The sequence below is a fragment of the Deltaproteobacteria bacterium genome, from assembly GCA_016218975.1.
In the GTDB taxonomy this organism is placed as follows: domain Bacteria; phylum Desulfobacterota; class Deferrimicrobia; order Deferrimicrobiales; family Deferrimicrobiaceae; genus JAENIX01.
In genome coordinates this window covers 218,926-238,556 of record JACRCO010000053.1, presented here as the reverse complement: position 1 = coordinate 238,556, position 19,631 = coordinate 218,926, and the positions used below count along the sequence as shown (strand labels likewise).

Genomic DNA, 19,631 nt, shown 5'->3' with positions numbered 1-19,631 from the left:
AATTAATGAAACGCGCATTCAAGGAGCGGAAATGAGCCTGTTAGTCGTCGGTTCGATGGCGTTCGACAGCATCAAGTCCCCTTTCGGGGAGGTGGAGCGGGTGGTCGGCGGATCCGCCACCTACTTTTCCCTGGCAGCCAGCTACCTGGCGCCGGTCCGGCTGGTGTCCGTGGTGGGAAAGGACTTTCCGCAGAACGTCATCGGGATGCTCTCGGCCCGAGCCATCGACACCCGGGGGCTAAAGATCGCGGACGGCGAAACGTTCCGCTGGAAAGGATATTACGAGTACGACCTGAACACCGCGCACACCGTCAAGACGGAACTCAACGTATTCCAGGAGTTTGCGCCCGTTCTCCCTGAAGAGTACCGGGACAGCCCGTACGTGTTTCTCGGGAACATCGCTCCGGGGCTCCAGATGGACATCCTCGGCCAGGTGCGTAATCCGAAGCTGGTCGCGCTCGACACGATGAACTACTGGATCGAAAACAGCCCGGGACCGTTGCGCGAGGTGATCTCGAAGGTGGACATCGTGGTTTTCAACGAGAGCGAGATAAGGGAAATCTCGGGGGAGTACAACCTCGTAAAGGCCGCGCGCGCCGTCATGAGCTGGGGGCCGGCCAGGGTGGTCGTCAAGCGCGGTGAATACGGGGTTCTGCACCTTTCGGACGGGACCATGTTCGCCGCTCCCGCCTATCCGCTTGAGACTATCTTCGACCCGACGGGGGCCGGCGACAGTTTCGCGGGTGGCTTCATGGGTTATCTCGCCTCCCGGGACGGGGAGGAGCTTACCGACATGGATTACCGTACGGCGACGATGTACGGGAGCGCCATCGCCTCCTTCACCGTGGAAGCGTTCAGTACGGAGCGGCTCCAGAATCTTTCCCCAGGTGAAATCGCCGAGCGCGTCGACGCTTTCCGGGCGCTCACCGAATTCCGGGTCTGATTAATCATCGTTATTTCTCCCGCCAACAAGAATCTTTATCGACTAAATAAGCAGGAAACAAATAAATATTCTTTTGAATGAGTGCTCGCCGCGGTCGGATAAATCCATATCTGGCGGATAACATAAGCAAATCAGGGTCGCAAAACAATTGCCGACCCGCAATAAAGCGATTTATTTTTATCGTCATTTTACCGATAATTAATAGAGGCAGCTTTACTGTCGTTTGCCCATTCGCGGTTATGGATCGCCTGTTGCAGCCTTGATTGGGGGTGCGCGGTGGGTTTTTGGGGAAGGCGAAGTTCCATAAGCCGTCGAATGGTGCTCATCGGCGGGCTTGCCATCATAATACCGCTGGTCGTCACGGCGGTCCTTCTTACCCTTAAAGCGAAAGCGACGCTGGAAGCGGAGGCCGAGGCCCGGCTGGCAGGGATCACCGGCAAGGTGGTCCAGATGTGCCGGATGAACGAGGAGTTCGCCCAGGGTAAGCTCGGGCAGGATGCCAAGGTGCTTCGGGAACTGTTCGAGTACGGCGGGAGAATCATCCCCGAAGAGGGGAAAGACTTCTCCATCGTGGACCACACCAGCGACCTGACCGGTTCCCTTGCCACCATTTTCCGGATGCACAACACCTTCATGCTGCGCGTCGCCACGACCGTCCGGAAGCACGACGGATCGCGGGCCGTCGGTACGACGATCGATTCCGACAGCCCGGTTTTCCAGGCGGTGAAGGCGGGAAAAACTTACAAGGGCCGCAACAAGGTCGTGAACGACTGGTGCGCGACCCAGTACGATCCCGTTTTCGTGGACGGGAAGGTTGTCGGATGCCTGTACGTCGGGGTGAAGCTTCAGGACTTGAGCTCGCTGCGCAACGTCCTTGCCGGGATGCGCGCCTGGACGACCGGTTATACCTACGTAATCGACTCGGCCGGAAAGATCGTGTTCCACCCCGACGCCGATGCCGAGGAAGACGCTTCCCGCATCGCGCCCGTCGCGGAAATCCTTAAGAAACGGGAAGGCTCGATCCGGTATACCCGGCATGGCCAGGACATAATCGCTTCCTGGCAGTACTTCGAGCCGTGGGACTGGTATGTCGTTTCCCAGGTCCCCGCGCGGGAGTGCTTCTCCCCCGTTCAATCGATCGTTCTGTTCTCTGCGGCCGCCCTGCTCGGATGCATGACGCTCGGCCTGGCGACGATGTATTCCTATTCGAGGAAAGTGCTGGGGCCCGTGACCAAGCTTGCGGACGCCGCCGACAGGCTCGCGAGGGGGGACCGTTCCACCCAGGTCGAGGCGGAGGCAAGCGGCGAGGTCGCTCTTCTCGTGGAAAGTTTCAACAGGCTGGCCGTCGACCTCGAGAACACCACCGTGTCCAAGAACTATGTAAACAACATATTGAACAGCATGATCGATACGCTGCTCATAGTATCGCCGGACGGCGCGATCCGGAACTGCAATGCCGCCATCTGTTCCCTCCTTGGATACAAGGAGAGGGACCTGATCGGAAAATCGGTGGAGTCGATCCTGGGGGAGAGCGGAAAAAGCCGGGGGTCGATCGTCGAGGAAGTCCGCAGGCAAGGGTTCCTGCGTAACCGGGAGCTCGCCTACAGGACCGCGGACGGGCGGGAGATACCCATGCTGCTCTCGGCTTCCCCGATGTACGGTCCGTCGGGCGGGTTCGAGGGCGTCGTCTGCGTTGCGCAGGACATCACTATCAGGAAGCAGGCGGAAGAAGACCTCGCGCGGCTCGGCATGGCGGTCGAGCAGGCGGGAGAAGCCGTCGTCATCACGGACGCCGACGGCACGATCCAGTACGTCAATCCGTCGTTCGAGCGGCTTACCGGTTACGGCCGCGACGAGGTCCTCGGGAAGAACCCGCGAATCCTCAAGAGCGGAAAACATGACAAGGATTTTTACGGGACCATGTGGAACATCCTCACGCAAGGCAAGGTCTGGTCGGGGAAAATCGTCAACAGGAGCAAGGACGGGAACCTGTTCGAGGAGTTTGCGGTGATTTCCCCGGTCCGGGACGCCTCGGGGCGCATCGTGAATTTCGTCGCCGTGAAACGCGACCTCACACACGAGATCGAAATGGAGGAACAGCTCCGCCAATCCCAGAAGATGGAGGCGATCGGGAAGCTTGCGGGGGGCGTCGCCCATGACTTCAACAACCTTCTGACGGTCATCACGGGCTACTGCGACCTCATCCTGTACGGGCTCCCGAAACACGGTCCCTGGCGGCACGAAGTAGAGGGGATCAAGAATGCGGCCGACCGGGCGGCCGCGGTGACGCGGCAGCTCCTGGCGTTCAGCCGCAAGCAGGTTTTTCAGCTCAAGGACGTCGACATGAACGACGTCGTGGCAAACCTGGACGGAATGCTGCGCAGGCTGATCGGCGAGGACATCGACCTGCAGACATCGTTGCGCGAGGATCTCTGGAACGTGCGGATCGACCCCGCCCAGATCGAGCAGGTTATCGTAAATACCGTGGTCAATGCACGGGACGCCATGCCGGAGGGCGGCAAGCTCACCATCGAAACCGACAACGTCATGCTCGACGAAACATACGTGCAGACGCACCTGAACGTCAAGCCGGGCCCATACATGATGCTTGCGATTACCGACACGGGGTGCGGGATGGACGAGTCCGTCCGGTCCCGGATCTTCGAGCCGTTCTTCACGACCAAGGAGGTCGGAAAGGGAACGGGGCTCGGCCTGTCCACCGTGTACGGAATCATAAAGCAGAGCTCGGGATACATCTGGGCGTACAGCGAGCCGGACAGGGGCACGACATTCAAGATATACCTGCCGAGAGTGCTTGCCGGGGAGATGGAACTTCCCCATGTCGCGCGGGGCGCCGTCGCCGCCATGCAGGGGGGGGCGGAAACGGTTCTTCTGGCCGAGGATGAGGACCTTGTCCGTGAACTCGTGATAGAGATCCTGAATCAGGCGGGCTATACCGTTCTCCCGGCCCATGATGGAGTGGATGCCATGAGGATCGCCGAGAAGCACGAAGGGCCGATCCATTTGCTTATAACGGACGTGGTGATGCCGCAGATGAACGGGAGGGAACTGGCTCGCCGGATGCTGGCTTCGAGGCCGGATATAAAGGTGATCTACATCTCCGGCTACACCGAAGATGCGATCATACATCATGGGGTTCTGGATCCGGGCATGCATTTCGTGCAGAAGCCCTTCCGCCCCGGCGACCTGGTGCGAAAGATCCGCGAAGTACTTGATGCCACCGAGACGGTGTAAAGCATTACAAATTTGCAATTGCATATGACAAACGTCGTTTGATGGTTCTTTTTGTATACTGATAACTCCCCTGATCCAAATGTTTTTCCGCCCTTGGAATCAATTGCATGAAACTTGTTAGAATTTTCGGCATCACATAGCCGAATGGCTATGGCCGATTCCCCGGGGCGTCCCTTCCCTCCGGGTTCGAACGACGGCGCCGCGCCCCTCCACGCGGAGCCGTCGTTTTTTTTAAATGGCGGAGTCCCTGGATCGGCATGAGCGGCGACAATTCTGAATTTCCGTGAGTGACCGATGCCGTGGACGGCATCTTAAGAAGAGCTTTTCTTGACCCGATCGCTCAAGGGGGCATAAAATTTCAAATGCGCGATTTTGGATATCCATTTTCCCTCGCCGTGGACCTTTCCGGACGTTTTACTTTTAGGAGACGATAATGCCCAAACTATCCGCCGCTGCAGGGCTGGCGTGGCAGATCGCCGCTTCCGAGGCCGCAACCGCAAGGCATCCGTTCATCGAACGGGAGCACCTTGTCATCGGAATCCTAAGCCTTCACAAGGCGCTTGGATTTCTGCGGTTCTCGAAAGCGGAGTCCTTCCCCGCGGAAACCATCCGCGGCGAGGCGGACGGGGTGGAGCGGATCATCGGCGGCATGGGGATAACTTCGATGTCCTTTCGCCGGGGGGTCCGGTCGAGGCTCAGGCCCGGCTACGCCCACCAATTCGAGCAGGCGGTCCACCGCAGCGAGAAATGCAAGGCGTTCTTCCGCAGGGCCGATCAGCTGGCGGAGCGTGCCGGCGAGGGAGAGACACGAGCCTCTCACCTGCTGGGGGCCATACTCGAGGACCCCGGGCCTATCGTATCCGCGGTCCTGGTAGGCGCGGGGATCGATCCGGCGACGCTCGGGAAGGAAGTCATATCGGGAGACAGCGAGGAGAGCAAGCAGAAGGTCGGCAGCGAGGAGGCCGTCGGCGTGGCTTCCCTGGAGGAGCCCCGCACTTCCGACACGCCGATGCTGGACCGGTACGGCAGGGACATAACGCGGGCGGCGCGAGAGGGGCGGCTTATGCCGTTCGTCGATTCCGACCGCACACGCAATACCCTGCGGCAGCTTCTGAAAGTGTTGCTGATGCCGACGAAGAACAATCCCGTCCTCGTGGGCGAAGCGGGCGTCGGAAAGACGGCGATCGTGGAGGCTCTCGCGGAGCGCATCGCCATGGGCCGGGACCGCCAGATGCTCGGAGGAAAGCGGCTTGTGGAGCTTTCGATGGCGGAACTGGTGGCGGGAACGAAATACCGCGGAGAATTCGAGGAACGGCTCACCAGGCTCATCGATGAGGTGAGGAGCCATCCCGAGGTTATCCTTTTCATCGACGAGTTCCATACCGTTGTGGGGGCCGGCCGCGCGGAAGGGGCGCCGATGGACGCCGGGAACATCATGAAGCCGGCCCTGGCCCGGGGGGAGCTGCGCTGCATCGGCGCGACGACGATCGCGGAGTATCGCCGAAGCGTCGAGAAGGATCCCGCCTTCGAGCGCCGCTTCCAGCCTATCCAGGTCAACGAGCCCAGCCGGGATGAAACGCTGGAAATACTCCTTGGGCTGCGCGCCCATCGCGAATCCCACTTCGGCGTCACTATTACGGACGAGGCGGTAGAAGCGGCGGTCGACCTCTCCACAAGGTTCGACCCGATGCACTACATGCCGGACAAGGCGATAGATCTCCTCGACCGCGCCTGCGCCGATTGCCGCGTGCCCCTGCTCTCACGGGTGGTGGAGTCCGAAGGGATGGGGCCCATGGGGGTCGCCGTGGTCAAGCCCGATGTGGTGGCGAGAGTGGTCGCGGAAAAGATGAGTCTCCCCATGGAAGTGGTGCGGGGCGGAATGGGCGGGATCACAGAGTCCAGGATACGGGGAATGCAGGAGTACCTTAACCGGCATATCGTCGGCCAGAAGGACGCCGTTTCCCGGGTTTGCCGCAGGCTTCTCCTCGCCCACGCCGGGCTGGGGGACCGCAGCCGCCCCCTGGGAGTGTTTCTCTTCCTCGGGCCCTCGGGCGTCGGAAAGACGGAACTGGCGCGGCGGATGGCGGCGTACCTCTTTTCCGACGAGCGCGCTTTCATCCGGCTCGACATGTCGGAATACCAGGAGGACTCCAGCGCCACCCGCCTCGTGGGCGCTTCGCCCGGCTATATCGGCTATGAGGAGGGCGGGCAGCTGACCGCCCGCATCCGGACGACGCCGTACTCCGTCGTCCTCCTTGATGAAGTGGAGAAGGCGGCGCCGCGGGTATACGACCTGTTCCTCCAGCTCTTCGACGAGGGGAAGATAACCGACGGGCAGGGCCGCACAGCGGACGCCCGCAACGCCGTCTTCGTCATGACGGCGAATATCCGCGTGGGCAAGGAAATGGGCTTCCACGCGGGAGACCGGGCCGCACTCGCCGCCGGCGCGCTCACGGAGGCCCGCAAGCGATTCCGGCCGGAGTTCCTGAACCGGATAGACGAGCAGATAGTCTTCCGTCCCCTGTCCCGGGACGATGTCCGCGAAGTGCTCGACCATCACCTGTCGGCGCTGGTCGAACATCTCCTGAACGTGAACGGTGTCAGCCTTCTGGTGGAGCCGGACGCGAAGGACTGGCTCGCCGTCGCAGGCTACAGCGCGGAATACGGGATACGCGAACTCGGGCGTGTGGTCGACCGGTATGTGCGGGGACCGATCGGCGTCCTGAGCGCCGAGGGGGAGCTCGCAAGGCGGGCGTTTTCGGGAATTCCCCTCGTCCTGCGAAAGGAGGGGGAGGAAGTCCGTTTGTTCTGATCCGCGCCGGGAGGGAACTTTTTCCCGGAAGAAGTATCCTAAGAGTAGGGCGGTACCCGCACCCAACCGTTCCATAGAAACGGGAGGTGGGAAACATGATGGCCCTTCTCGGACGTTTCAGCCCCGCGAGCAGGAAGAACGTAGACAACGAGACTGATCCCTATATTCCACGGAAAAGCGCATCGGACATCGGTGTATGCACACGATGCCACGCCATACGCCGGAACAAGCGCTGGCACCTGGACGAAAAGGAATACGCGGCGCTGACCCGGAAGCGGGGCGCGGCGGTCCCGGAGCGCTGCCCGGCCTGCAGGAAGATAGCGGACGGCTTCCCCTCCGGGGTCGTGCTGCTTCGCGGGGGTTATCTCCGGGAGCACAGGGACGAAATACTGAAACTCGTTCGGAACGAGGAAAAGCGGGCCATCGGGTTCAATCCTCTTGAACGCATCATTTCCATCGAGGAAGGGAACGGAAAGATCGAAATCGCAACGACCGACGAAAAACTCGCCCAGCGGATCGGACGCGAGCTGCGCAAGGCTTGCAGGGGCACCCTTGTGTTCAAGTGGTCCGAAGACTCGAAGCTGCTGCGGGTAAACTGGGCGAGAGAGGAAGATTAGGCGCACGGAGGTATTTTGTTGCATCCCGGCGCCGGGCATGGTACATTCCTGAAATATTGAATCCTCACGAATCGCAAACACCCTCCCTGCATGAAGGAAGAGTCAAACCCGGTTGACGGTATGGTTTCGCCGGGCTGCGACAAGTGAAAATCCGAAAAAGGAGAAGTATGAGTTTCGAACATCTGGGGCTTCGCCCCGAAATACTGCGCGCCCTCGAGGGCATGAACCACAAAACGCCGACGCCCGTCCAAAAGGAGGCGATCCCCCGGTTGCTGGAGGGCAGGGACCTGCTCGGGTGCGCCCGGACTGGAACCGGCAAAACGGCGGCCTTCGCGCTTCCCATCCTTCAGCGGCTTATCCCGGCGGCGCCGCAGCGGAATACCGGCAGGAAATGCGGACCTCGCCGGCAAATACGGGTCCTGGTGCTTACCCCTACCCGGGAGCTTTGCGGGCAGGTCACCGAAAGCTTCGCGGCCTACGGAAAGCATACCGGCCTGAAAACGGCGGCCGTTTACGGCGGGGTGAGCCAGAGCCGCCAGGAGGAGGCGCTTCGCCGCGGCGTGGACATACTCGTCGCCACACCGGGCCGGCTCCTGGACCTGGAATCCCAGAAGATACTGCATCTCGGCGCCGTCGGCACGCTCGTCCTCGACGAGGCGGACCGGATGCTGGACATGGGGTTCCTGCCGGACGTACGCAGGATCATTTCACTGGTTCCGGAAGACCGCCAGACTCTCCTGTTCTCGGCCACGATACCCGGCGAGATCCTGAAGCTCGCGGGCAAGATAATGCGCGACCCGGTACGCGTTACCGTTTCGTCGGCTTCATCCCCGGCTGCGGAAAACGTCGAGCACCTCGTCTACTACGTCGAAAAGCAGGACAAGGCGGAATTGCTTCGCCGCATGCTGTCTGAAGGAGCCGCGCGCAACGCACTTGTGTTCACCAGGACGAAGAGAGGGGCCGACCGGCTCGCCGACCAGCTCGTCCGGGCGAACATTCGCTCCGAAGCCATTCACGGAGACCGCTCCCAGAGCGCCAGGGAACGCGCACTGGCGAAGTTCAAGAGCGGAGCGACGCGCGTCCTTGTGGCCACCGACGTCGCGGCCAGGGGGCTGGACATCGCCGAACTTTCCCACGTGTTCAATTTCGACCTTCCGGCGGAGCCCGAAAACTACGTGCACCGGATCGGCCGGACAGGCCGTGCGGGCGCGTCGGGGACCGCCGTCTCCTTCTGCGGAATAGAGGAGCGCGCGCTGTTGACCGCGATCGAGCGAATGATCCGCAAGCACCTGAAGGTGGTCGAAGACCATCCCTTCCGTTCTTTCCTTAGGCCGGGCATCCCCACGAGGCTGGACAACCGCCCCGCGCGTCCAGTCAACGCACGGTTCATGATCCCCGCCACGGAGTTGTTCCGGGCCGTCTGATAAAAGGGGCGGCCTTCTTCTCCCGGTCACGGTTCCGAACAGCGGTTCTTATTCTTTCGTTTTACCTCCGCGCCCGGATCGTTTATCTTTTCGGGTAGCGCCTATCTATATCCCGGTTCGGGGTCGAAGGAGAGCGAAATGAAAGACACGCTGAAAGCCGGCCTGACGCACACCCACAAGTTCCGCGTCCCGGAGAACAAGACGGTACCGTATCTTTACCCGGAGTCCAAAGCGTTCCAGGAGATGCCGAAAGTGTTCGCAACCGGCTTCATGGTGGGGCTGATGGAATGGGCCTGCATAGAGGCGATGGCCCCCCACATGGATCCGGGGGAAGGCAGTGTAGGGACCCTGATAAACGTGACGCACACGGCCGCGACCCCGCCTGGAATGGAAGTGACGGTCCAGGTCCGGTGCATCGGCGTGGAAGGCCGCCGGACGGTCTGGGAGATCGAGGCGAAGGACGAGGTCGAGGCGATCGGCAAGGGGACCCACGAGCGGTTCTCCGTCGATTTCGCCAAGTTCAACGCGCGGCTCGCCAAAAAGACCGGCGGGGCGTAACCCGCCCGTACGGCCAACCATTTCATCCCGCGGGCTTCGCACGCCCCGCGAAGGGGTACCCCGTGAGGCGTGCAAGCCCGACGGCAGCGGATTACCTACCGCCCGGTAGGTTTTTCTTGACAGCCGCTTCTTCCTGGTGTACTTACCGGTAGGTAGAATCAAGCCGGAGGTCATCTCTTGGGCGGAAAGCGGAATGCGGCGGGAAAGAAGGCGGCGTCCACGGAATCGGCGGCGGGGGCGGCGGCGCCGGCCGCGGCGCAGGACGTAGCGGCCCGGAAGCGGCTGCTGAAAAGCGCCCTCGGATTATTCAACCGGAAAGGGTATGCGTCGGCCAGCGTACGCGAGATCGTGGCGGCGGCCGGGGTCTCCAAGCCGGTCCTTTACTACTATTTCCGGAACAAGGAAGGTATCTACCTCGACTTGATGCGGGAGGAATTCTCCCGGTTCGACGCCCTCCTCGAGGCCTCGCGCGGCGTGGGCGGGAGCGCCGCTGAGAGGATCCGCAGGCTTTGCGGAGGCGCGTACGTGCTCTTCCGCGAGCACATCGAGGTGCCGCGGCTCATGTACGCCATCTATTACGGCCCGCCTCAAGGGGCGCCGTTTTTCGACTTCGACGCATACCACATCAAATTCCAGGAAAACGTCCAGGAATTGGTCGAGGAGGGGATACGAACCGGCGAATTCCGCAAGGGGGACGCGGGAGACATGACGTGGGCCGTCATCGGCGCGGTCAATGTCGCAATGGAGATGGAGTTGTGCCACCCGGAGATCGCCCTCGGCAAAGAGGGGCTCGGCCGGGTTCTGGACGTCATCTTCGCGGGAATCGCCGGTGACAGGGGGAAATTCCTCCGCAGAGCGGCGTCGCGGGATCGGAAGAAAATTCGGCGGGGAGAGGCAAGATGAAACGTTCGTTGATCGCGGGGAGTTTCCTGCTGTCGTTCGCACTTTGCCAGGCAGGCTGCTCGGGGACAGGGGCGGGGGCGGAAGGCGGCAAGACTCCGGGGAAGGAATCGGGGAAGCCCGTCGTGGCGGTGGAGACGACCCGTGCGGCGGCGTCCGACCTCGTGGAAGGGATCGATGTGACTGGAGCCCTGTCCGCGAGGTTCCAGTCCGACGTGAAGTCCGAAGTCGGCGGAACCGTTACCGACGTCTACGTGGCGGAGTGGGTCCGCGTGAAGAAGGGGGCGCCGCTTGCCAAGGTCGACGCACGGGAGACGGAGGTTCTCAAGAAAAGGGCCGAGGCCTCCGTCGAAATGGCGAAGGCGGGCCTCCTCGAGGCCCGGGCCGCGGCCAATCGCGCCGAAAGGGAGCTGGAGCGGGCGCGCAAACTCAAGGAAGCCGGGCTCGTCACGCAGCAAGGCCTTGATGACGCCCTGACGCAGAAGGAGGCGTCGGCCGCACGGGTTGCGGCAGCCGCAGCGCAGGTACGGGCCGCGGAGGAGGATGTCCGCCAGGCTGCGACGCGCATCTCGAAGGCCGTCATTCGGGCCCCCTTCGACGGCATCATCGCGGAACGGAGCGTCAGTCCCGGCGAGGTGGTCGGCGAAATGCAGAAAGTCGTTTTCAGGATCGTCGACGTCAGCCTTCTCGACCTGACCGTGAGCGTTCCCTCCGGAGAATCCTGTTCGCTCCGTGTCGGGCAGCCGCTGACCTTCTCGACGGACGCTGTCCCGGGGAAAACGTTTGCAGGGAAGATCAAGCACATCAATCCCACGGTCGGAGACGCGGACCGTTCGGTGAAGGTCGTCGCCGAAGTCCGGAACGGGAACGGGGAACTGAAAAGCGGCCTCTATGTCAAGGGCCGCATCGTCACGGGGAAACGGCAGGGCGTGCTGCAGGTGCCGCGTACGTCGCTCCTTTCCTGGGACGTCCCGGGGAAAAAAGGCGATCTGCTCGTGGTCGGCGACAACGTTGCGCGGAGGCGTGCCGTGAGAACCGGGAGCACGGAGGGAGACCTGGTGGAAATCGCTTCCGGCCTCTCGAAGGGTGAAGACGTCGTTACCCGCGGAGGGTTCAACGTGCGGGATGGCGACAGGGTGAGCGTCACCATGGCCGCCGGGGGGAAATAGATGTTCCTGTCGGACCTGTCCATACGACGTCCCATATTCGCTTCGGTGATGATGCTGGCGCTCGTGACGCTGGGGGCTTTTTCCTACCGGCGGCTCGCGGTGGACATGTTCCCGGACGTGGAGATCCCCGTGATCACCGTCGTCACGAAGTTCCCCGGCGCCTCCCCGGAAAGCGTTGAACGGGAGGTGAGCAAACGGATCGAGGAGGCCGTCAACCCGATCGCCGGCGTAAAGCACGTGATGTCGACGTCGCGGGAGAGCGTCTCGACGGTCGTCGTGCAGTTCCAGCTCGAGGTCAGGATCAACGAGGCCGCACAGGAGGCGCGCGCGAAGATCGCCGCCATCCGCGGAGAACTGCCGCAGGGGATCGAGGAACCGATCATCCAGAAACTCGACTTCTCCGCGATGCCGGTCGTCTCCCTTGCGGTGCGGTCCGACTCCCTTTCTCCACGGGAGCTGACGACCCTTGTCGAAAAGAAGATCCGCCGCCGGTTCGAGAACATCTCCGGGGTCGGGAGGGTGGACCTAGTCGGGGCGTCGAAGAGGGAGGTGAACGTAGACATCGACCCGCTGCGGCTCGAGTCCCTGGGGATGGGGATCGACGAAGTGATCGCGGGAATCCGGTCGGAGAACGTCAACACTCCCCTGGGTCGGCTGAACCGCAACGGGTCCGAGTTCCCGCTCCGCGTATCCGGCAAGCCGGACGCCGTGGAACGGTTCCGCACGATGACGGTCGCGCGCCGCGCGGGGCGTCCCGTCACCCTTTCCGAGGTAGCGAGGATCGCGGACGGCACTGAGGAGCAACGGTCCCTCGCGCTCGTAAACGGCGTACCCGCGGTGGCGCTCGACATCCAGAAACAGTCCGGCGCCAACACGGTGGCGGTGGCGGAGTCGGTGAAGAAGGAGATCTCCCGGCTCCAGCCGGAACTGCCCCCCGGCACGGCGGTCGAAATGGTGCGTGACGCTTCCATCATGATCCGGGAATCCGTCCGGGACGTGCAGGAGACGCTGGTCCTGGGCGGGATTCTGACCGTCTTCATAGTGTTCTGCTTCCTCAACTCCTGGCGCTCCACGGTGATCACGGGACTGACCCTTCCCATATCGGTGGTTTCCTCCTTCATCGTGATGAACTTCCTCGGGATGACTCTGAACGTCATGACCCTGATGGCGCTCTCGCTGGCCATCGGGCTTCTCATCGACGACGCTATCGTCGTCCGTGAGAACATCGTGCGGCACCTGGAGCACGGAAAGGATCATTTCGAGGCGGCGCGGGTGGGGACGAGCGAGATCGGACTGGCCGTACTGGCGACGACCTTTTCCATCGTTGCGGTCTTCGTTCCCGTGGCGTTCATGAAGGGAATCGTCGGCAGGTTCTTCTTCCAGTTCGGGATCACGGTGACCTTCGCGGTCCTCGTGTCCCTCTTCGTTTCCTTCACCCTCGACCCGATGCTTTCCTCCAGGTGGCGCGACCCCGACATCGACCGGACGGGCAGGCGGCACTTCATCGCCCGTATACTCGACCGGTTCAACGCCGGGTTCGACCGGACCGCCGACCGGTACCGCGATGCGATCGGCTGGGCGCTGGAACACCGCGGGACGATCGTTGCGCTCGCCTTCGTGGCCTTCGTCGCCGGGCTGGCGGCCTTTTCCTTCCTTAAGAAGGAGTTCTTCAGCGAATACGACCGGGCGGAATTCCAGGTGAATTTCCGCACGTCCCCCGATGCCTCCCTCGACGAGACGCGGAACCGGATCGACGCGGTTCTCGCCGAATTGCGCAAGGTGGCGGGCGTGAAGCATACCTATGCGACGATCGGCGCGGGCGACGCGGGCACCGTGAGGGACGGGGCGGTCTACGTGAAACTGGAGGAGAAGAAGGACCGCAAGGCGCCACAGGACCGGATTCAGAGGGACCTGAGGGAACGGCTCAACCGCATTCCGGGCATCATCCCCTCCATCGCCGACGTGGGGCGGATGAACGGCGAGAAACCGCTGATGGTCAATATCCGCGGGCAGGACATATCGCTGCTCAAGCTGTATGCGGCGAAATTGAAGGACGAGATGTACAAGGTCCCGGGGATCGTCGACCTGGAAGCGACCCTGGAACAGGACATTCCCGAGTTCCGCCTCCGTGTGGACAGGGAGCGCGCGGCGGACATGGGAGTGACGACGAACGACGTCGTCCGGTCCGTTGGGGCGCTGGTCGGCGGGCAGGCCGTGTCCACTTACGAGGACGAGGACGGCGACGCCGTGGACGTGCGCGTCCGCCTTCCGCTGGCGCTCCGGCAGGACCCTTCGCAGGTGGGACGGCTCCGGCTGGCCGTGAACAACGGGACGGGAGGAGCGAGCCTTGCGCCGCTCGGCAGCGTGGTGAGCTACGCCATGAGCAACACGCCGTCGGAAATCGACCGGCAGGACCTCACGAGGCAGGTGGTGATTTCCGCCAACCTCGACGGCCTCCCCCTTGGCGAAGCCATGAGCAAGGTGCAGGAAGCCGCCTCCCGCATGAAGCTTCCCCCCGGATATCGCGTGGTCTTTTCCGGCGAAGGGGAGGACATGGTCGAGTCCTTCGGATACATGGCGGAGGCGCTGCTCCTCGCCGTCATCTTCGTCTACCTCATACTTGCGGCGCAGTTCGAGTCGTTCATCGACCCCCTTGCCATCATGCTGTCGCTGCCGCTCTCGGTCGTGGGGATGGCGGGGATGCTTTTCCTGACGGGGGATACCATCAACATCATGTCCCTGATCGGCCTGATCATGCTGATGGGACTGGTCACCAAGAACGCGATCCTCCTCGTCGACTACACGAAGGTCCTCCGGTCCCGGGGGATGGACCGCGCCGAGGCGGTCATCGAGGCCGGGCGCACCAGGCTGCGTCCGATAATGATGACGACGCTCGCCATGATCTTCGGCATGCTGCCGCTGGCGCTGGCGCTGGGGGCGGGGGCCGAAATGCGGGCGCCGATGGCGCGCGCGGTCATCGGCGGATTGATCACTTCGACCTTCCTGACGCTCCTCGTCGTGCCGGTCGTATACACGTACCTCGACGATTTCGGCATGTGGTTACGCCGCCGATGGGCGGGCGAGCCGGAAGCCGCCGGAGCGCGTCCCCTCATCCTTTCCCTGTTTATCGCAGCGTTGATTTTTCTTCCGGCGGCGTCGCAGGGGGCGGACAACGCCGTGATGACGCTTACGCTGGAGGAAGCGAAGAGGATCGCCGCGGAAAGGAACCGGGACATACGGAAAGCGATGGAGTTCCGGCGGCAGGTCGAGGGCCGCTACGTCGAGGAACGCGCCGCCGCGCTTCCGCAGGTCACGATATCCTCGAACGCGACCAGATTCCGGGACGACAGCCAGGCGGTGTTCGGCGGCGGCTTTCTTCCCCTGCAACAGGAAACCCGCACGGCCGAGGCGTCCGTGGCCCAGCCTCTGTTCACGTGGGGGCAGATCGGCGCCGGGATCCGCGCGGCGAAGATCGGGTTCGCCACCGCCGATGATCAGCTCCGTTTCTTCCGCCAGGCGGCGGCCCGCGACATTTCGGCCGCCTTCTACGACATCCTGCTTGCACGCGAACTTCATGCCATCACCGTGCAGAATATGGAACAGAAGATCCGGCACCTCGACGAAGCGCGGAAAAGGAATGCCGCCGGCACGGCGACCGATTACGACGTCCTCGCTGCCGAAGTGGCGGCGCAGAACGCCCGGCCGGAGATCGTCCGCACGGAAAATCTCATCAGGACTTCCATGGAGAGGCTTCGCTTCCTTCTCGCGGTCGAAGGGCGGGATGTCGACGCGAGCGGCACCCTCCTGTCGGCCGTGGAGCCGTATCCCGGTTACGAGGAAACGCTCGGGATCGCCGTGAAAAAACGCCCCGAGCTTTCGGAGCTTCGGCACCGGATCGGCATTTCGAGGGAGCTTGTGACCGTGGCCGGCGCAGGCGACAAGCCGCGCCTGGATCTGAAAGGCGGTTTCGGCTGGAGGGAAATCGACGTGGGAAGCTCGGACGCCAACGGCAAGGCCTGGTCGGCGGGCCTGTTTTTCAACTACCCGATCTTCGACGGCTTCCGCACGCGCGGCAAGGTGGCGCAGGCGAAAAGCGAAGTGGCGTCGCTGCGGATCGAAGAGGCGAAACTGCTGGATTCGATCGCGCTGGAGACCCGGGACGCGGTGAACGCCGTGCGCGAGGCGGGCGAGATCGTTAATTCCCTTTCGGGCACCGTTAAGCAGGCGGAGCGCCTTCTTGCGATGGCGGAGAAGGGATTCGAATTCGGCGTCAAGACGAGGCTCGAAGTGGAGGATGCGGAATTGAACCTTACGCAGGCCAGGGGAAACCTGGCCCGCGCCCGCAGGGACTACCTGGTCGCCCGCGTCCGGCTCGAGCACGCGAAAGGAACGCTGGACGAGGAGGCAGCCCCCGGTCCGGAGGATAAGCTGTGGCGTCCGGCGGAAAACATCCCGGGCATGGTCCTCGAGGTCATCAGGCTCCAGCCCCGGCTGGGCAGGGAGGACGTCGCGAATAACTAACCGATAGATAAAGGTATTTTCGGGACGGAACCCGGATGCCCGCCCGGTCATCCATATTAATGAAAGTATGGATAAATACCGGGAGCGGCCATGAAGTTCGATTTGAACATCCGGATAACCGGCGGCGCGGGGCAGGGGATTCACACCATCGGGTCGATCGTTTCCCGGATGGCCGTCCTGTGGGGGTATCACTTCCACGCCACGCAGGACTACATGAGCCGTATCCGGGGGGGGCGTAATTCCTACACCGTCCGCATCGGGTCGGAACCGGTTCGCGCCGGGAGGGAAGCGGCCGAAATACTTGTCTGTCTCAATCCCGAGCACCTTTCTTATTACCTCCCGAAGATGGCCGCCGGGGGGCTGGCGCTTGCAGATGTTCCTTCCGCGCAACTCCCTGTAATTGCGGCGCCGCTCAAGGAAATGGCCGTTTCCGCGGGCAGCCCGATCCTTGCTAACATGGCGGGGGCGGGCATCGTGGCATCGGCATTGGGGGTCTCCCTCGATGTTGTCGATCCGCTGATCGCGGCGGACTTCAAGGGCGAATTTCTCGACAAGAACCGAAAGGCGCTTTCGCTCGGATGGGGATGGGGGCGGGAACGCGTCGGTGAATCCTTCCGCCTGCCCCGCGCGCCGTTTTCTCCCCGAACCGTCCTGTCCGGAAACGAGGCGCTCGCCTTGGGGGCGATCGCCGGAGGCTGCAAGTTCGCCGCGGGATACCCGATGACCCCGGGAACGGGGATACTGTCCGCGCTTGCGGATAACGGCCCCGCCGTGGGCCTCGTATTCGAACAGGCGGAGGACGAGATCGCGGCGCTCAACATGGCGATTGGCGCTTCCTACGCCGGCGCCCGCTCCATGGTGGCCACGGCAGGCGGAGGATTCGCATTGATGGTGGAAGCGCTGTCACTTGCCGGGGAGCTGGAGACCCCGGTGGTGATCGCCGTCGGGATGCGGCCCGGCCCTGCCACGGGGATGCCTACGCGGACGGAGCAGGGAGACATCGACTTCGTTCTATCGGCCGGGCACGGGGAATTCCCGCGCCTTGTCCTCTCTCCCGGATCGCCCGAAGAAGCGTTTCAACTTGCCCAACACGCGATGGACCTTGCAGAAGAATTCCAGGTTCCGGCGATCATCCTGACCGACCAGTACCTGGCCGATACTATAGCGGACATCGACCCCGCGGCGCTCGAGATCCGTCCCATGCGGCGGCACACCGTCAGCGGCGCGGATGTTCCCCGCACGCAGGATGGAAAGTATCTCCGGTATGCGGTCACCGCGGAAGGAGTATCGCCGATGGCGTTGCCTGGCGAACCGGGGATCACCGTCGTTGCGGGGAGCGACGAGCACACGGAAGACGGCCACCTGACGGAGGATCACGACGCGCGGATTCGAATGGTGGAGAAGCGGAAGCGGAAAGGGGAGGCGCTGGCGCTGCGGGCTCTTCCCCCGTTGGTGTCCGGGCCGCCGAACGGGGAAGTAGTCCTCGTCGGATTCGGCTCGACGAAGGAACCCGTCGAGGAAGCGCGCGGGATTCTTTCCCTCGAGGGTATTTCCGCCGCCGCGGTCCACCTGCGGCAGGTCTGGCCGTTCCCTGCGAAAGAGATGGCGGAAATCCTGCCGCGCTACGATGCGGCGTTCACCGTGGAAAACAACATCACCGGACAACTGGCCCGCCTGATCCGGCGTGAGGCGGGGGCGGAGATGCCGGGGACGATCGCCCGGTACGACGGCCTCCCCTTCACCCCGGAAAAGCTGGCGGCGGAAGCGAGGAAGAAGATATGGGAAGCGCGTTCGACACGGGCGTCGAAAACGCGTGGTGCACGGGATGCGGAAACTTCGGGATCCTGAACGCGGTCAAGAAGACGCTTGAGAGGCTCGGCAGGGAGAAGCACGAGATCGTGCTCGTATCCGGCATCGGGCAGGCAGGCAAACTGCCCCATTACGTGGACGTGAATGTCTTCGACGGCCTGCACGGCAGGGCGCTCCCCGCCGCCGCTGCGATCAGGATGGCGAACCCCGCGCTGACGGTCGTCGTGACAAGCGGCGACGGCGACATCTACGGCGAAGGGGGGAACCACTTCCTGCACAACATCCGGCGGAACATCGACCTTGCGCTCTTCGTCCACGACAACCAGGTCTACGGGCTGACCAAGGGACAGCCGTCGCCCACGAGCGACCCGGGATGGACGGGATCGCTGAACCGGACGGGCGTCATCTCCGGGCCTTTCCCTCCGCTGGCGGTCGCGCTCTCCCTCGGGTGCGGCTTCGTGGCGAGGGGATACGCCGCGGATATCGGGTTCACGTCGGACCTGATGCTGCAGGCGATCCGGTTCAAGGGTTTCGCTCTCGTGGATATCCTGCAGCCGTGCATCACCTTCAACAAGAAAAATACATACCAGTGGTACGGAAGGATGATCTACAAGATTCCGCCCGAACATGACACGTCGGACCGGGTGAAGGCGTTCGCGCTTTCGCTGGAGTGGGAGGAGCGCATCCCGATCGGCGTTTTGTACAGCAAGGAGCGCCCGACGTTCGAGGAGCTGCATCCCGCGATTCCCGGACCGCCGCTTTATGCGCGCGATACGCCGCCCGAGGCGATCCGCGAGATGCTCCGCAAGCGCACGCTCACGTAGTGCCCGATTCGAAAATACTACGGCATATTTTCGGCGCACACTGAGGCCGGGTCCCGGCCGGAGTTGGATGCTCTCCCCGCGGCTACGGCTCGTCGTCCGTCCATGGACTCCTCGCCTGCGACTCAGCTTGCTCTCGCCCTCCCTGGCTCCGCTGCGCTTCGTACGCCGCCGCGTGGAGACATCCGAACTCCGGCTGCCCGTCCCTCATGCGCGCAGGATCGCGTGCGTTGCGTTATCGTGTTCCGGCGGATGTTGCGTTACGCCGCAGGCGGTCCCCCTCGTGGAGTCGATGGCGGAACCATCTGTATCAGGCGTAATAAGCGAATTGATCGGCTGTCTCGGCAAACCGAGAAGGGTGGAAGACAACTGGGAGACTATCGCGCTGCACGTGCCAAGTCAGGCAGGGGAGCCGAGGCGCACGCGACGGGGGAGCTCCCGAAGGCGTCGCAACTTCCGACGGAACAGATCTTTTCATGGGTACCCCGCGCGGGATGCTTATCCCTTCGATAAAATTCGGTTCAGCGCTTTTTCTTTTTCTTCGGCGCGTGTTTGGGCGGCGCGGCGGGGGTTGCTGCGACCTCTTCCCTTTTGCGGCGGTCGGCTTCCCGGCCGAAGAAACAGATGCCGGCGACGGACACGAATACGACGGAGGCGTACGCGGCGGACGCCGGGAAGGAATCGGATACGGCGAGCCCTTCGTTCATGTACCGGACGACGCCGTACAGGGACAGGCCGATGAAGATCGTGGTGCAGAAATGGAACCCGAAGATCGCAAACGGCTTGGGGACCCGCATGCATC

Annotated in this window: 12 protein-coding genes; 11 read left to right on the top strand and 1 reads right to left on the bottom strand. The window is 62.9% G+C overall.

Annotation, left to right across the window (positions count from 1 at the left end; translation table 11 throughout):
- Positions 1–31 precede the first annotated feature (31 nt).
- From HY896_07690 to HY896_07640, 11 genes are all read left to right on the top strand, one after another.
- Positions 32–943: a sugar kinase gene (locus tag HY896_07690; protein MBI5576233.1), complete on the top strand. Its 912-nt coding sequence runs from the start codon at positions 32–34 to the stop codon at positions 941–943.
- Between the two features lie 315 nt (positions 944–1,258).
- Positions 1,259–4,198 carry a Cache 3/Cache 2 fusion domain-containing protein gene (locus tag HY896_07685; protein MBI5576232.1) on the top strand — a complete coding sequence of 980 codons (2,940 nt, stop codon included), beginning with the start codon at positions 1,259–1,261 and terminating at the stop codon, positions 4,196–4,198.
- A 433-nt stretch (positions 4,199–4,631) separates the two neighbouring features.
- Entirely contained in the window at positions 4,632–7,010 is a 2,379-nt protein-coding gene (locus HY896_07680; GenBank protein ID MBI5576231.1) for an ATP-dependent Clp protease ATP-binding subunit, read from the top strand.
- 95 nt (positions 7,011–7,105) lie between these two features.
- Positions 7,106–7,627 carry an ATPase gene (locus tag HY896_07675; protein ID MBI5576230.1) on the top strand — a complete coding sequence of 174 codons (522 nt, stop codon included), beginning with the start codon at positions 7,106–7,108 and terminating at the stop codon, positions 7,625–7,627.
- A gap of 167 nt (positions 7,628–7,794) precedes the next feature.
- Positions 7,795–9,051: a DEAD/DEAH box helicase gene (locus HY896_07670; protein ID MBI5576229.1), complete on the top strand. Its 1,257-nt coding sequence runs from the start codon at positions 7,795–7,797 to the stop codon at positions 9,049–9,051.
- 138 nt (positions 9,052–9,189) lie between these two features.
- Entirely contained in the window at positions 9,190–9,609 is a 420-nt protein-coding gene (locus tag HY896_07665; GenBank protein MBI5576228.1) for a thioesterase family protein, read from the top strand.
- A gap of 177 nt (positions 9,610–9,786) precedes the next feature.
- On the top strand, positions 9,787–10,512 hold the full coding sequence (locus HY896_07660; GenBank protein MBI5576227.1) for a TetR/AcrR family transcriptional regulator: 726 nt from the start codon (positions 9,787–9,789) through the stop codon (positions 10,510–10,512).
- Complete coding sequence (locus tag HY896_07655) at positions 10,509–11,678, top strand: efflux RND transporter periplasmic adaptor subunit (protein MBI5576226.1); 1,170 nt, start codon at positions 10,509–10,511, stop codon at positions 11,676–11,678. Before HY896_07660 ends, HY896_07655 begins: the two co-directional genes overlap by 4 nt.
- Positions 11,679–16,199 (top strand): efflux RND transporter permease subunit, encoded by a 4,521-nt coding sequence (locus HY896_07650; protein ID MBI5576225.1) that lies wholly within the window; start codon positions 11,679–11,681, stop codon positions 16,197–16,199.
- A gap of 90 nt (positions 16,200–16,289) precedes the next feature.
- A complete protein-coding gene (locus HY896_07645) occupies positions 16,290–18,047 on the top strand; it encodes a 2-oxoacid:acceptor oxidoreductase subunit alpha (protein ID MBI5576224.1) in 1,758 nt (585 codons plus the stop codon).
- Positions 17,978–18,832, top strand: a complete 855-nt coding sequence (locus HY896_07640; protein ID MBI5576223.1) for a 2-oxoacid ferredoxin oxidoreductase — start codon at positions 17,978–17,980, stop codon at positions 18,830–18,832. Before HY896_07645 ends, HY896_07640 begins: the two co-directional genes overlap by 70 nt.
- A 518-nt stretch (positions 18,833–19,350) precedes the next feature.
- Here the strand turns inward: HY896_07640 and HY896_07635 are convergent.
- Complete coding sequence (locus HY896_07635; protein MBI5576222.1) at positions 19,351–19,626, bottom strand: hypothetical protein; 276 nt, start codon at positions 19,624–19,626, stop codon at positions 19,351–19,353.
- Between the last annotated feature and the right edge of the window lie 5 nt (positions 19,627–19,631).

Bases quoted from the DNA above. Each gene is read 5' to 3' on its own strand.
- HY896_07690 (MBI5576233.1), top strand. From the start codon at position 32: ATGAGCCTGTTAGTCGTCGGTTCGATGGCGTTCGACAGCATCAAGTCC.
- HY896_07685 (MBI5576232.1), top strand. From the start codon at position 1,259: ATGGTGCTCATCGGCGGGCTTGCCATCATAATACCGCTGGTCGTCACG.
- HY896_07680 (MBI5576231.1), top strand. From the start codon at position 4,632: ATGCCCAAACTATCCGCCGCTGCAGGGCTGGCGTGGCAGATCGCCGCT.
- HY896_07675 (MBI5576230.1), top strand. From the start codon at position 7,106: ATGATGGCCCTTCTCGGACGTTTCAGCCCCGCGAGCAGGAAGAACGTA.
- HY896_07670 (MBI5576229.1), top strand. From the start codon at position 7,795: ATGAGTTTCGAACATCTGGGGCTTCGCCCCGAAATACTGCGCGCCCTC.
- HY896_07665 (MBI5576228.1), top strand. From the start codon at position 9,190: ATGAAAGACACGCTGAAAGCCGGCCTGACGCACACCCACAAGTTCCGC.
- HY896_07655 (MBI5576226.1), top strand. From the start codon at position 10,509: ATGAAACGTTCGTTGATCGCGGGGAGTTTCCTGCTGTCGTTCGCACTT.
- HY896_07650 (MBI5576225.1), top strand. From the start codon at position 11,679: ATGTTCCTGTCGGACCTGTCCATACGACGTCCCATATTCGCTTCGGTG.
- HY896_07645 (MBI5576224.1), top strand. From the start codon at position 16,290: ATGAAGTTCGATTTGAACATCCGGATAACCGGCGGCGCGGGGCAGGGG.
- HY896_07640 (MBI5576223.1), top strand. From the start codon at position 17,978: ATGGGAAGCGCGTTCGACACGGGCGTCGAAAACGCGTGGTGCACGGGA.
- HY896_07635 (MBI5576222.1), bottom strand. From the start codon at position 19,626: ATGCGGGTCCCCAAGCCGTTTGCGATCTTCGGGTTCCATTTCTGCACC.